The following is a 14,123-nucleotide window of genomic DNA, read 5'->3' on the forward strand; positions in this document are numbered from 1 at the left end:
TCTTTTTATTGTAACAAAAACAGCGATAACAACACCAGTTTTTCCCATATCCCTTCTGCTAAAAAGTTGCTATCTTATTGTATCCACAAACGAAAAAAGAGATGCCTCATAAAGAGACATCATCTTTTTTATACTTGCGGTTCAGATTCTACTTTCTCAACCTTTTTCTTATTTTTTCCCTTTTTCAAACGACGGTTTTCAAGCATTAACCAAATTTGAGAAGCAACGAAAACAGAAGAGTACGTACCTACAACTAATCCGACAAGTAACGCAAACGAGAAGTTACGTAGTGACTCACTACCGAAGATAAGTAACGCAATTACCGGGAATAACACTGTTAATACGGTGTTAATCGAACGACCAAGCGTTTGACGAATACTTGCATTTACGATTTCTTCTAAGTCTTTTATATCGCGAACTCGTTTTTTCTGTTTGTATAATTCACGGTTTCTATCAAATGTAACAATTGAATCATTAATAGAATAACCGATGATTGTTAATACCGCAGCGATAAACGTTAAGTCTACCTCTAATTGGAAAATACTAAATATAACAACCATAACGAATGCATCATGTAATAATGCAAGTACTGCAGATAATGCGTACGTAAATCTGAATCGAATACTTACGTATAAAATGATAACCGCAGAAGCAATTAATACTGCGATAAATGCATTTCGTGCAATTTCTTTACCAATTGTCGGTGAAACTGTACTTACATTTGGATCTGTACCATATTTATCATGGAAGAATGTTTTTGTTTTCGCAATTTCATCTTTTGATAGCACACCTAATGTACGAACCGCGAATCCTTTATTATCATCTCCAGTCGGTACAATATTTTCTTCCTTCACATCAATTTTCAATTCTTTAAAATCTTTATTAACATCAGACACAGTAAGTGCTTGTTTTGATTGCAAGTCGATACGTGTACCACTCGCAAAGTCAATACCAAGGTTCAATTTGAAAATTGGCAGTATAATTGCACCTGCAATTACAACTACAATCGAGAAAACAAGGAATTTATGACCGATATTTACGAAGTTAATACGATCAAATCTTGTCGGTGGATGTACTACACCCTTTGTTAACGGAATAATATCCTTTTGTTTCACACCAAAGTATCCTGGCTTTTTATCGAAGTAACGGCTCTTTACAAGTAAACCTAGTAAGAAACGAGTACCGAATACGTTCGTAACGAAACCAACTAAAATACTTACGATTAAACTTGTTGCGAATCCTTTTACAGAGCTATTACCATAAACGAATAATACACCAGCCGCTGCAAGAGTCGTAACGTTTGCATCTAAAATTGTTGCTAATGAACGATGATTACCAGCACGGAATGCTGACATCATTGACTTACCAATTTTCAACTCTTCTTTCAGTCTCTCGTACGTAATAATATTCGCATCAACTGCGATACCTACCCCGAGCACTAATGCCGCAATACCTGGTAATGTCAGAACCGCATGCATCCAGTTAAATACGAGTAGCGTAACAAAAATGTATAGACCTAACATAATAACCGCTACAATTCCTGGTAAACGGTAGTATACAAGCATAAATAAGAAAATAAGAGCGATACCAATCGCACTAGCGAAAATCGTTTGCTCTAACGCTTGTTGACCAAATTTCGCTCCAACTGATGTTGAATACATTTCTTTTAAATCAACAGGAAGTGCACCTGCATTTAATAAAGATGACAGTTGTTTCGCACTTTCAACTGTGAAGTTTCCACCTACGATAGATACTTCAGCTTGATTAAACACTTGGCTTACTGTTGCTGCTGATAAGAACTTCGGATTCGGTTTTGCAGATTCTGCTTTGTATGAATCTTTTCCTTCTTCAAAATCAAGCCAAATTACCATTAAATTCGTTGGTGGTGGCATTTTTGAAATTTTTTCAGTTACTTCACGGAATTTTTCAGCGCTCTTTAGTGTAAGACCTACGCTCGCACGGCCTTGGTCATCAAATGTTTGCTTCGCTCCGCCGCCTTTTAAATCCGTTCCGTCCATAAGAAGGTTGTCATCTACATCACGGAATGTTAATTTCGCTTGTGTTGATAACATTTCACGTGCTTTTTGCTGATCTTGTACACCAGCAAGCTGTACGCGAATTCGATCTTGCCCTTCGATTTGAATGTTCGGCTCACTTACACCGAGAACATTGACACGATTTTCAAGAGCGCCTACTGTACTTACAAGTACGTCTCGATCGATTTTATCACCTTTTTTGGCTGGTTTTACTTCATATAGAATTTCAAAACCACCGCGAAGGTCTAGTCCTAGACTAATTCCTTTTGCTATGTCTTTTCCTGCCGCACCAATTACTCCACCGATTAATAAAACGATGAGGAAAAAGGCGGCAATTCTCGTACCACGCTTTGCCATATGTACCCTCTTTCTGCTACTAACACTTTAAATAAATCTCTTACGATTTACTTTTACACGTGTGCATACGCCTAGTTAGTAGACTTCCTTTCTATAATTTTGCTAGTTCATCACTAGCTGTGTCGGTAAGTTTTTCACAATACCTACACTTTCATTATTTATTTTTTCTCTTCACTACCCCCTTTATATATAATCTTAGACATAATTATTTCCTCATTATCAATACCTATCATTATACTGCAAAAGGAAGAACAAACCAATTGCAGTCGGTTATTTATTTTCATATTCATCAAATGACCAAAGTGGCGCTTGATATGCTTCAACAGTTAAATAATTCATATATTCATTAGTACTTACTCTTAATACATCATTTACTAATTCATATAATCTAACATCACCGTTTATTTTTTTCCACTTCTTCACTTTAAGAAACTTCCAAATATCATCATCTGTTACTCGGTCATAACCGAACATGTGAAACTCTTCTACTTTGCTTTCTAAAACGACTTGTAACTGTCCGCGGTATGATTCTACCAAAGCCTCTTTTTCTAACATACATAAACATCTCCTTCTTATTTCAGCACGAAAAGTCGCTTTTAATCCCGCTCTAATGGACAGCAATAACTACTTTCAAGAGCACTCTCATACTTCACTCTCTTAAATGCTTGTCATTCTTGTCTCATACGTGCATATAAATTATTGTAAATCATTCCACTGATTTTGAGAAGGTAGGAGAAGACCATGACGAGACAAAGCTTTTTAAAAGGTGCATTTATTTTAATGATAGCCGGCTTTATTACCAAAATCCTTGGATTTATTAACCGGATTGTAATGGCACGTATTTTAGGGGAAGAAGGTGTTGGCCTTTATATGATGGCCGTTCCTACATTCATTCTAGCAATTACATTAACACAAATCGGCCTTCCTGTCGCAATCGCAAAATTTGTAGCAGAAGCGGAAGCTGTGAACGATAAACAAAGAGTTAAAAAAATATTAACAGTATCATTAGCTGTTACATCCGTTATTAGTATCATTTTAACAATCGGAATTATGCTCCTCACACCTATTTTAGCAAAAACATTATTAACTGATGAACGAACGTACTATCCATTAATGGCCATTTTACCTGTCGTTCCTGTTATTGCTGTTTCTTCTGTTTTACGCGGTTATTTCCAAGGGAAACAAAATATGAAACCTAGCGCTTATGCTCAAGTTATAGAACAAGTTGTCCGCATTACAATTATCGCTATATGCATTCAGTTATTTTTACCTTACGGTGTAGAATATGCTGCAGCTGGCGCTATGTTATCAGCCGTTCTCGGTGAAGTTGCATCGTTATTATTTTTACTCACTTTATTCCAGCGCGAAAAACATTTATCTATACGCTCTGGATTTTTCACTACTGTAAAGGAGAGCAAGGGTACATTTTATTCTCTTATGGATATTGCCCTTCCAACTACAGGAAGTCGTTTAATCGGTTCCGTTTCATATTTTTTTGAACCTATCGTTGTTATGCAAAGCTTAGCGATTGCCGGAGTTGCTGCCTCTGTCGCAACCCAGCAATACGGTATATTAAACGGTTATGCATTCCCACTTCTATCACTGCCAGCCTTTATTACATACGCTCTTTCTACAGCACTCGTTCCATCTATTAGTGAAGCGATGGCTAAAAGACAGCATAAATTAGTGGAACACCGCCTCCAACAAGCTCTTCGGATCTCATTAATTACTGGTGGGTGGTCAGTCGTTATATTATACGTATTCGCTTCTCCTATTTTAACTCTTATGTATGGATCGGATAGTGCAACAGCGTTTATCCAGCTTCTTGCACCTTGCTTTTTATTTCATTACTTTCAAAGTCCACTTACCTCTGTTTTACAAGCTTTAAACTTAGCAAGAGCTGCAATGATGAATACATTTATTGGCGCCATCGTGAAATTAATCGTTATTTTTGTACTAGCTTCAAGGCCAGATTTTCAAATGATGGGGGTTGCCCTTGCAATTGCAGCAAATATAGTGACGGTAACATTCCTTCATTACGCTACTGTTTTAAAGAAAATTACATTTACCATTTACGCAAAAGACTACATTTTCGGCGGACTTGCTATCGGTATTGCAGGCGCTTTCGGTTTTTACCTTCATAAATATATAATTTTCTCTCATTCACTCGGCGTACAAACATTATGGGAAATCACTTTAACAACAATCGTTTATATTATCCTCCTCTTCACTTTCAAACTCATTCGAAAAGAAGAGTTGAGTCGACTTCCAATCATTCGAAAACTTTCATTTTTGAAGTAAACGGGCTTACTATTTCATATAGTAAGCCTCTAGTTTTCTTTCAAATCAACAAAAAATTGTCCGTTTTGAAAGCTGCAGTATAAAATTTGTGTGATATCGTTATAACCTAAGTTTTTTAATTTTCCAATGAGCCATTCGTCTGTATGTTCAATCATTTGTAAATGATTCAATTGAATTTCTCCATCAATAATAAGAGGAAGAGTAAACTGCAATGTATCCTGTTTACCTTTTTGTTTTTGAAAGACAGATAACTTCCCAGATGGTTCTAAAATAGCGTATTCTACATCTCGGATATCTCCAACTCCTTGCTCCCTTAATTGCATCAATAAATCATCTATATTATAACGCTGCTTTCTCATCTTCTTTTCATCAATTTTCCCCGCATTTACAAGAATAGCCGGCTCACCTTCTATTAAATGCCGAAATCGTTGAAACTTTAATGAAATGACTGACAGAATAATCTGTATACACATAAGAAAAGTCATCGGAACTAATTGGTGCCAAAGTGATTTATCGGTATTTTCAATTGCGACTACAGCCATTTCCCCAAGCATAATGAATACGACTAAATCTAATACACTTAACTCTCCAATTTCACGTTTACCCATAAGACGAAAAATAATTAATATGATGATATACAAAAGCATCGTCCGGCCAATGATTGATACCCATTCCATTTCTACATCTCCTTTTTTACGTATAGACTCCCCTATAAAAAATAAACTAGTCTAACTTGGGAAAAAAGAAAATATGCTTGTATTAAAAAGGGGGAATGTATAAATGGATGGAACGAAAAAATTATCAACCGCAATCGGCTTTGGTATCATTACCTTATTAATTTTCGCATCAATTATTAGCATGGTTATGGCTCTTTTATTAAAGTTTACAGATATGACTGAAGAGACATTAGCTGTTACTATTTTTATACTAGCTCTTTTATCTATGCTTATATCCGGATTTACTGCCGGCAAAAAAGCACAAGGGAAAGGTTGGCTAGTAGGTTTCACAACAGGTCTTACATTCGCTATACTTGTTTTTCTAGTTAACTATTTAGGCTTCTCTCAAACTTTATCGAACTCCCAGTTACTTTATCAATTAGCATTAATGGGCGCGAGTACACTCGGTGGTATTTTCGGGGTAAATATGTCAAAACAAAATAACTAAAAAAGGCCCTGCACATTTCATGCAGGGCCTTTCTCATTAGTTTTTCACAACTTCACGAATCGCATTACGATCGAAAGTTAAGTGTGAACCACCAGATTTAATAACGATTTTCGTCTCATCTACTGATTCGATTGTACCGTGTAAACCACCGATTGTTACGATAGTATCACCTTTTGCTAACTCATTTTGCATTTGAGCAACTGCTTTTTGACGCTTTTGTTGCGGGCGGATTAATAAGAAATAGAAAATCGCAAACATCGCAACGATCATAACGATATTCATCATACCTGGATTCATCTTTTGTTCCTCCTTTTAAATTATGTATTAGAAGTTTTTAGCATTCGGTTTATTAAAGCCATACTGTTCAAAGAATTCTTCGCGGAAATCGCCAAGACGGTCTTCACGAATAGCTTGTCTCACCTGCTCCATTAAGTTTAACAGAAAATGAAGGTTGTGATAAGACGTTAAACGAATTCCAAACGTTTCATCACATTTCATTAAGTGACGAATGTACGCACGAGAGTAATTTTTACATGTATAGCAATCACAATTTGGATCAAGCGGACCGAAGTCTCTTGCAAATTTCGCATTTTTTACAACTAGACGGCCTTCACTTGTCATACATGTACCATTTCGAGCGATACGAGTTGGAAGTACGCAGTCAAACATATCAATACCACGAATTGCACCATCGATTAACGAGTCAGGAGAACCTACTCCCATTAAGTAACGTGGCTTATTATCTGGAAGAAGTGGTGTTGTAAACTCAAGTACACGGTTCATAATATCTTTCGGTTCACCTACAGATAAACCACCTACAGCGTAACCAGGGAAGTCCATTGAAACAAGGTCTTTTGCACTTTGACGACGAAGCTCTTCGAACTCTCCGCCTTGTACAATACCGAATAAACCTTGATCTTGTGGACGTTCATGCGCTTTTAAACAACGTTCTGCCCAGCGGCTTGTACGTTCTACAGATTTCTTCATATATTCAAAAGTAGCCGGGAAAGGTGGACACTCATCAAATGCCATCATAATATCCGATCCTAATGCATTTTGAATTTCCATCGCTTTTTCTGGTGATAAGAATAATTTATCTCCATTTAAGTGGTTACGGAAGTGAACGCCTTCCTCTTCAATACGACGGAAGTCACTTAAACTGAATACTTGGAAACCACCAGAGTCCGTTAAGATCGCACGATCCCAGTTCATAAATTTATGCAAACCACCTGCTTCACGAATAATTTCGTGACCTGGGCGTAGCCATAAATGATACGTATTACTTAAAATAATGCCAGAATCCATTGCTTTTAATTCTTCTGGTGACATTGTTTTAACTGTTGCAAGTGTACCAACTGGCATAAATGTTGGTGTATCAAATGAACCGTGCGGCGTATGTACACGTCCTAAACGGGCACCTGTTTGTTTACAAGTTTTAATAAATTCATAACGAATTGCTGTCATAATTTACTCCTTTTATTTGTTTCCCATTTTAGCGTGAGATGCAACGAACATTGCATCACCGAAGCTAAAGAAACGATATTTTTCTTTTACTGCTTCATTATAAGCATGAAGTACATTATCTCTATTTGCAAATGCACTTACAAGCATAATTAATGTTGATTTCGGTAAATGGAAGTTTGTAATTAAACCATCAATTGCTTTAAATTCATAACCTGGGTACATAAAAATGTCTGTCCATCCAGAAGCAGCACAAAGCTTACCGTTATGATCTGTCGCAATTGTTTCTAACGTACGAGTTGAAGTCGTACCTACCGTAATAATACGTCCACCATTCTCTTTCACGCGATTTAATAACGCAGCTGTCTCTTCAGACATATGGTAATATTCTGCGTGCATATGGTGTTCTTCAATCGTATCTGCAGAAACTGGTCTAAATGTTCCAAGTCCTACGTGAAGTGTAATGAAAGCTAACCCGACGCCTTTTTGTTTTAACTTCTCCAGTAACTCTTCTGTAAAGTGAAGTCCCGCAGTCGGCGCTGCTGCTGAACCGATTTCTTTCGCATATACTGTTTGATAGCGATCGCGATCTTCTAGCGTCTCTTTAATATATGGAGGAAGTGGCATTTCCCCAAGTTCATCTAAAATTTCATAGAAGATGCCGTCATATGAAAATTCAAGATGACGTCCACCTTGATCTGCAGTTCCTATGCAAGTTGCTTTTAATTTCCCTTCGCCAAAAGAGATAACAGTTCCTTCTTTTACACGTTTCGCTGGCTTAACAAGCGTTTCCCACTTATCGCCTTCTTCTTGTTTTAGAAGAAGTACTTCAATGTGCGCGCCTGTATCTTCTTTCACACCGTGCAAACGAGCAGGCATAACTTTCGTTTCATTTAAAACTAAGCAATCCCCCTCATGTAAGTAAGAAAGAATGTCTGTAAAATGTTTATGCTCAATATCGCCTGTTTCACGATCTAACACCATTAATCTTGATGTTTCACGATCTTCTAATGGGATTTGTGCAATAAGTTCTTCTGGTAAATGAAAATCAAACAGATTAATATCCATAACTATATCCACCTATTTCTTATTTAAATCGATTTATTATATACATAATAAAAGATAATACAATACTTAACACAATACATGTAATGATAGGAAAATAAAAGGTAACGTTACCTTTTTTCACAAAAATATCGCCTGGAAGCCTTCCTATGAACTTCCAAGCTAATCCAACAACAATGAGCAAAATACCAGCTGTAATAAGCAGCTTTGGCATCTCCGTCATACTTTTGGCATCTCCATTCCGAAATGCTCATATGCAAGCGGCGTTACGATTCGGCCTCTTGGCGTTCGTTGTAAAAAGCCAATTTGTAATAAATATGGCTCATATACATCTTCAATCGTATGAGATTCTTCTCCAATCGTTGCCGAAACCGTTTCTAACCCGACTGGGCCACCACGGAATTTCTCAATAATACCAAGCAGTAATTTATGATCGATATGATCTAGACCTAATTTATCTACTTGCAGTAGTTCTAACGCCATTTGTGTAATTTCCATCGTAACCGTTCCGTTACCACGAACTTGTGCGAAATCTCGTACACGTCGTAATAAACGATTCGCAATACGAGGTGTACCACGAGCACGTCTTGCAATTTCTAGTGCGGCTAACGAATCAATTTCAACTTCGAATACTTCTGCTGTACGTTCAACAATCTCAGAAAGCTGATCTACTGTGTAATACTCTAATCTTGAAAGTACACCGAAACGGTCACGAAGCGGCGCTGATAATGCCCCCGCACGGGTCGTTGCTCCAACTAATGTAAATGGCGGTAAATCTAAACGTACAGACCGTGCTGATGGCCCTTTTCCAATTACGATATCAAGGCAAAAATCTTCCATCGCAGGATATAACACTTCTTCAATTGACCTATGCAAACGATGAATTTCATCAATAAATAATACATCACCCGGCTGAAGTGCTGTTAATACAGCTGCTAAATCTCCCGGCCTTTCAATTGCTGGACCTGAAGTTGTTCTAACATTTACGCACATTTCATTGGCAATAATATTGGCAAGCGTCGTTTTACCAAGTCCTGGTGGTCCATATAGAAGCACATGATCTAACGTTTCTTCACGCATTTTCGCTGCTTCAATAAACACTTCTAAATTATGTTTCGCTTTATCTTGGCCAATATACTGACGGAGCGTCTGTGGCCGTAATGAATATTCTAAATCCGAATCTTCATATGCAGATTCCCCTGAAAGGAGACGTTCGTCCATTATACTCACCTCTTACCATTTAGTAAAAGACTAAGTGCCTTTTTAATATACTGATCCGTCGTTAATGATTCTTTTAATAACTCTGGTACAACGCGAGAAACTTCTCGTTCTGCGTATCCAAGTGCGCGCAGAGCTTCCAGCGCCTCATCAAGCTCAACTGATGAACCTTTCTTCTCATCAAAACGTTCTGTGTCTGAGAATAAATCAACAAATGCATCTGGCACGACATCAGCTAGTTTTCCTTTTAAATCTAAAATCATTTGGCGTGCTGTTTTCTTTCCGACGCCTGGGAACTTCACTAAAAACTTCTCGTCTTCGTGTTCAATCGCTTGAACGACCTGTCCTGTTTGACCAGACGCTAAAATTGCAAGAGCGCCTTTTGGTCCAATACCAGACACACCTAACAACTTTGTAAATAATAAACGCTCTTCACGTGTTTTAAACCCGTAAAGTGCCATAATATCTTCTCTCACATAATGATATGTATAGACACGGATTTCTTGCTTACTTCTTTGAAATACATACGGATTTGGTGTGAAAATTTGATAACCAATTCCATTATGGTCAATTACGACATATTCCGGTCCTACATACTCCACGTAACCTGTAACATATTCAAACAAAATACGATCTCTCCCTCTTAAATCATGTATTCCATTTTAACATATTTAATGATAGAAAAGCGAGACTACCCCAACAAATGTTCCCTATTTGAAACTTCTGTTATTTTCCATTGACAGAAAGTATGAAGCACCTTAATATACAGAAGTCGATAATGATTATCAACATTAATTCAAGGGGTTACATCAGGATGAAGCAGAAGCTATTTATTTTATTTACTATTATGCTAGTTGTTCTTTCTATCGTTGGCTGTTCTTCTCAAAAAGAAGAATCGAAAGCGAAAGAACACCTGAAAACAAAAGTTGTAAAACACACTAAAGGGGAGGCTACAATTCCAGTAAATCCAAAGAGAATTGTTGACCTGTCTGGATCAACAGAAGAATTATTACTTCTTGGACACAAACCTGTTGGTACAACAAACACATATAAAGATAAAATCCAAAATCATTTAACAGAAAAATTAGACGGAGTAAAAGCAGTAGGGTGGTACTGGGCACCTAAAGTTGATCTAGAAGCTGTTACTGCATTAAAACCAGACTTAATTATTTTAAATAATCGTCAATTGAAGATCTATGATCAATTAGAAAAGGTTGCACCAACAGTTGTTTTAGAAACAAACTTAGAAGACTGGCGCGGTAAGTTTAAAGAAGTAGGTAAACTATTTGACGAAGAAAAGAAAGCAGACAAATGGATTGCAGACTACGATAAAAAAGCAGACTCTTTATCTAAAAAAATTAAAGAAAAAACAAAAGATGAGAACTTTATGTTCGTCGCAGTTACACCACAAAACTTCCGTGTATACGGTAGCTTCGGATACGGTGACATCATCTTTAATGACTTAAAACTTCCAGCAACAAAAGGTACAGATTTAAAACAAACGATGGCACAAGTATCGTTAGAAGGTCTTGTTGCATTCCAACCTGATCAAATGTTTATTGTAAACTTTGGCGGCGAAGCTGATAAAGTTTACGAAGACTACAAAAACAGTGCCGTTTGGAAAGACAATAAAGCAGTTAAAAACAATCACGTATATGAAGTATCAAATGAAATCTTCAATACGAAAGCTTTCAATCCAATCGGAAAAGATATGCTAATTGATGAAATCGCAAAACAAATTTTAGATAAAAACAAGTAAAAAAAGCAGCTCACCATGAGCTGCTTTTTTTCTTATTTTGCACTGCGTATTGCTTCATTTTTCCAATCGTCTTCACAAAACCTTCTTTTGATTTAATACGAATACCACGCTTCAACTTCGCACGCTCATAGCTCTCAAGCTTTTTCATATCAATTTGAAAGAAGGAATGAATCGCATTATCACTTTTCGGTACACCTTTGAAAATTTGTAATATCCCTTCCTCTGACACACCAAAATAACCGCTCGTCTTTAATAACGGAGAAATATCATCAACTTTCTTTTGTAATACAATTTGTACATCATCACGATCAACGAGCTGCCATTCTTTATACTGCTGTAAAAACTTTTCTAAGTCCGCTACTTTTTCTGTAAAGATTTCCTCACTTACTTCTCCATCAACATACATTCGCTCTAATAAAATTGTAACTTCAGGCTCTTTTTCTGTTACTTCTGGTACTGGCCCTTCCGCCTTCACATTCGTTTCATAAACGAAACAAAACATCATAACGAAAGCTTGCATCGTAATCAGTATCCATTTCATTTCCGTTCACCTCTTTTAGGCAAGATCAAACTTTCATTAGTAGTTTTTCCGGAAATGGAGGTTTTATCCATATAAATGACCATATTACATTTCTCTCGAAAATAAAAAAATGCAGATAAAGTTTTATCTTTATCTGCATTAGCATTTGTTTTTATATAAAATGAAAGACGCCTGCAAAGCAGGCGTCTTGATGCGTTTACGGCGAAAGACCAGGCGACCACATTCGCGTGTTTAGCACTTAAGCATATCTCTCGTCTTACGTAAATTAGCTCATCGCTTTGCTAATATAACATTAATAAAGTATAAGTGCAACATGTTTATAAAAATATTTTATTTCCTCTTTTACTCAAACGAACTTCGTATAAATTATAAATTGATAAATGCAATATATATATTACAATTAATATAATAGCGAAATCATAATAAACAGGAGATGGATATTGTGAAAAAAATAAAGGATGAACGTCTCATTCTGAAAACATTAAAAAACATACGTATTGCCTTTCTTTTTCAATCGCTTGGTATAATTGGCATTTTAGGATATATCGGATTCACTGAAGGAATGGATCAAACTACGAAATCTCCATTATGGTTATTATTTATCCTTACAAGTATCGTACTTAGTTATTTACAGTTAAGCGTTTCTATCGATGTAGAAGAAGGCGAAAAGGATATAAAGTTAACTCCTTATTACAAGCTTGTCTTACGCTCTCTTATTGTTGGAATTATTATAGCTATTATTTATATCATTTTCAGTCCAGAGAGACCTTTTTTCGAAGCTATTTTAACAGGTAGTATTTTCTTTATATGCTTTTTAATTTCTTATTCCACTAGTTATTTCATTAAAAAACGTCGTTTACAAGACAACGATGAATAAAGAGGAAGGGCTACCCCTTCCTCTTTCGTTTTGCTATCGCATAGTACCAGTTAAACCGTAACGAATGTCTCGGAACATATTTCCTATATCACGATTAAAATCGTTTGTAACAGTACCATTACGTAGACGTGTGCTCATTGCATCGACACGAGTAAACATATCATTTCTTACAGAAACATATACGTTTCTGTTTCCAACTTCATTTGAAACCGCTTGACGAATTTCGTTCGCCATCGCCGTTTCATTTGTCACTGTATTACGTGGTTTTACTGCAATCGCTACATCGTTTCCATATACAACTGTAGACACGCGGTCTACGTTATTCATACGTTTCACACGATTCGTTATTCTTTCAGCTGTTTTACCATCATTGTTAATGTATGAATTGTTCATTGTAATATTACGAGTTGGATGCGGATTAGCAATTTGTCCGTTGTAATTTACATCGCGGTAATAATTGTTATATCCTGTATCGTTACGACCATTTCTATATGTTACATAATCTGTATAGCGATCATTACGCGCTACATTATCACGATACTGGTGTGTATCATTATAAGATGTATGCTTATAGTTGTAGTTACGTCCATCCATTGCATTGTTATCTTTTGGTGTACCACATGCAGCTAATGCACTGGTAACTAACAAAGAAGCAGCAATCACTTTTACTTTCGTATTCAATACAAAAACCCCCTCTGTTAGAATGAACTTCTCTTCTGAAAAGCTCCCTCTTATGATGAGTAACAGAGAAGGTTTTTACACTGTTAATATTTCACTGGGGATTTTCTAACATTTGATGTAAATCTTCCATTTTCAGAACGACTCTACATACAAAAAAGGCGGGAATAATCCCGCCTTTTTTAAACTTCCTCTTCGTCCTCTTCTTCTGAAACCGGCTCCCCAAATACATTTGGTGGATCTGGTTGATAATACATCGTTCCTGGCTGTGGCGCATATGCCGATTGAGTTGGTTGATAATATAAAGGATTCGCGTATTGTGGTCCTCCAGGTTGCGGACTATATAGCCTACTCTCTCCTCCGCATCCACAATCTTCCTCTCCTTGCACGAGCGGTGGCATATTATTATCCATTGGCATCATATTTAGATTTGGCATAGACGTATATTGCGGTCCAAACGGTGCCCCTTGCTGATATGGCATTTGATATGGATTTTGTTGTTGATAATACGGATTTGGCGGCATCATAGGCTGTTGGTATGGTATTTGATATGGCATCATATTCGGTGGTTGATTATTATCCATTATCGGCATCATATTCGGCATTTGATTGTTATCCATGATTGGCATCATATTTGGCATTTGATTGTTATCCATGATTGGCATC

General features: G+C 36.7%; 15 protein-coding genes and 1 pseudogene. 4 read left to right on the top strand and 12 right to left on the bottom strand.

Features of this window, described 5'->3' with window-relative positions:
* Window positions 1–128 precede the first annotated feature (128 nt).
* Both secDF and CER22_RS03380 read right to left on the bottom strand, forming a co-directional pair.
* Window positions 129–2,393, bottom strand: coding sequence for a protein translocase subunit SecDF (gene secDF / locus CER22_RS03375; RefSeq protein WP_088608175.1), 2,265 nt, complete (start codon window positions 2,391–2,393; stop codon window positions 129–131).
* A gap of 270 nt (window positions 2,394–2,663) precedes the next feature.
* Window positions 2,664–2,948 (bottom strand): post-transcriptional regulator, encoded by a 285-nt coding sequence (locus CER22_RS03380; protein ID WP_000890214.1) that lies wholly within the window; start codon window positions 2,946–2,948, stop codon window positions 2,664–2,666.
* 186 nt (window positions 2,949–3,134) lie between these two features.
* On the opposite strand from CER22_RS03380, the gene spoVB reads away from it, so the two are divergent.
* The gene (spoVB, locus tag CER22_RS03385) at window positions 3,135–4,694 is read left to right on the top strand and encodes a stage V sporulation protein B (RefSeq protein ID WP_048541409.1); all 1,560 of its coding nucleotides are present in this window, start codon (window positions 3,135–3,137) and stop codon (window positions 4,692–4,694) included.
* A gap of 29 nt (window positions 4,695–4,723) precedes the next feature.
* Here the strand turns inward: spoVB and CER22_RS03390 are convergent, their stop codons facing one another.
* Window positions 4,724–5,371: a DUF421 domain-containing protein gene (locus CER22_RS03390; protein WP_000455380.1), complete on the bottom strand. Its 648-nt coding sequence runs from the start codon at window positions 5,369–5,371 to the stop codon at window positions 4,724–4,726.
* Between the two features lie 103 nt (window positions 5,372–5,474).
* On the opposite strand from CER22_RS03390, the gene CER22_RS03395 reads away from it, so the two are divergent.
* Window positions 5,475–5,858, top strand: coding sequence for a TIGR04086 family membrane protein (locus CER22_RS03395; protein WP_000349129.1), 384 nt, complete (start codon window positions 5,475–5,477; stop codon window positions 5,856–5,858).
* Between the two features lie 36 nt (window positions 5,859–5,894).
* On the opposite strand, the gene yajC is transcribed toward CER22_RS03395, so the two are convergent.
* The 6 genes from yajC to ruvA are packed head-to-tail and all read right to left on the bottom strand — an operon-like array spanning window position 5,895 to window position 10,228.
* Window positions 5,895–6,155 carry a preprotein translocase subunit YajC gene (gene yajC / locus CER22_RS03400; protein ID WP_088608176.1) on the bottom strand — a complete coding sequence of 87 codons (261 nt, stop codon included), beginning with the start codon at window positions 6,153–6,155 and terminating at the stop codon, window positions 5,895–5,897.
* 27 nt (window positions 6,156–6,182) lie between these two features.
* Complete coding sequence (gene tgt / locus CER22_RS03405) at window positions 6,183–7,322, bottom strand: tRNA guanosine(34) transglycosylase Tgt (protein ID WP_000125362.1); 1,140 nt, start codon at window positions 7,320–7,322, stop codon at window positions 6,183–6,185.
* A 12-nt stretch (window positions 7,323–7,334) separates the two neighbouring features.
* Entirely contained in the window at window positions 7,335–8,387 is a 1,053-nt protein-coding gene (queA, locus tag CER22_RS03410; protein ID WP_048541404.1) for a tRNA preQ1(34) S-adenosylmethionine ribosyltransferase-isomerase QueA, read from the bottom strand.
* Window positions 8,388–8,406: 19 nt separating this feature from the next.
* Window positions 8,407–8,607 carry a DUF2905 domain-containing protein gene (locus CER22_RS03415; RefSeq protein WP_000138162.1) on the bottom strand — a complete coding sequence of 67 codons (201 nt, stop codon included), beginning with the start codon at window positions 8,605–8,607 and terminating at the stop codon, window positions 8,407–8,409.
* The gene (gene ruvB, locus CER22_RS03420) at window positions 8,604–9,605 is read right to left on the bottom strand and encodes a Holliday junction branch migration DNA helicase RuvB (RefSeq protein WP_088064463.1); all 1,002 of its coding nucleotides are present in this window, start codon (window positions 9,603–9,605) and stop codon (window positions 8,604–8,606) included. Before ruvB ends, CER22_RS03415 begins: the two co-directional genes overlap by 4 nt.
* A gap of 5 nt (window positions 9,606–9,610) precedes the next feature.
* The gene (gene ruvA / locus CER22_RS03425) at window positions 9,611–10,228 is read right to left on the bottom strand and encodes a Holliday junction DNA helicase RuvA (RefSeq protein WP_016086163.1); all 618 of its coding nucleotides are present in this window, start codon (window positions 10,226–10,228) and stop codon (window positions 9,611–9,613) included.
* A 188-nt stretch (window positions 10,229–10,416) separates the two neighbouring features.
* On the opposite strand from ruvA, the gene CER22_RS03430 reads away from it, so the two are divergent.
* Window positions 10,417–11,361, top strand: coding sequence for an iron-hydroxamate ABC transporter substrate-binding protein (locus CER22_RS03430; protein WP_088608177.1), 945 nt, complete (start codon window positions 10,417–10,419; stop codon window positions 11,359–11,361).
* A gap of 10 nt (window positions 11,362–11,371) precedes the next feature.
* On the opposite strand, the gene CER22_RS03435 is transcribed toward CER22_RS03430, so the two are convergent.
* Window positions 11,372–11,902 carry a BofC C-terminal domain-containing protein gene (locus tag CER22_RS03435; RefSeq protein ID WP_088608178.1) on the bottom strand — a complete coding sequence of 177 codons (531 nt, stop codon included), beginning with the start codon at window positions 11,900–11,902 and terminating at the stop codon, window positions 11,372–11,374.
* Window positions 11,903–12,335: 433 nt separating this feature from the next.
* Here CER22_RS03435 and CER22_RS03440 point away from each other — a divergent pair, with 433 nt between their 5' ends.
* Window positions 12,336–12,779 carry a branched-chain amino acid ABC transporter substrate-binding protein gene (locus CER22_RS03440; protein WP_088608179.1) on the top strand — a complete coding sequence of 148 codons (444 nt, stop codon included), beginning with the start codon at window positions 12,336–12,338 and terminating at the stop codon, window positions 12,777–12,779.
* A 33-nt stretch (window positions 12,780–12,812) separates the two neighbouring features.
* Here the strand turns inward: CER22_RS03440 and CER22_RS03445 are convergent, their stop codons facing one another.
* Window positions 12,813–13,460, bottom strand: coding sequence for a YhcN/YlaJ family sporulation lipoprotein (locus CER22_RS03445; RefSeq protein WP_001093539.1), 648 nt, complete (start codon window positions 13,458–13,460; stop codon window positions 12,813–12,815).
* Window positions 13,461–13,639: 179 nt separating this feature from the next.
* Window positions 13,640–14,123, bottom strand: a pseudogene (locus CER22_RS03450) (peptigoglycan-binding protein LysM); the annotation flags it as partial.

Origin of the sequence: Bacillus sp. K2I17 (assembly GCF_002209985.1) — a bacterium.
Classification (GTDB): domain Bacteria; phylum Bacillota; class Bacilli; order Bacillales; family Bacillaceae_G; genus Bacillus_A; species Bacillus_A wiedmannii.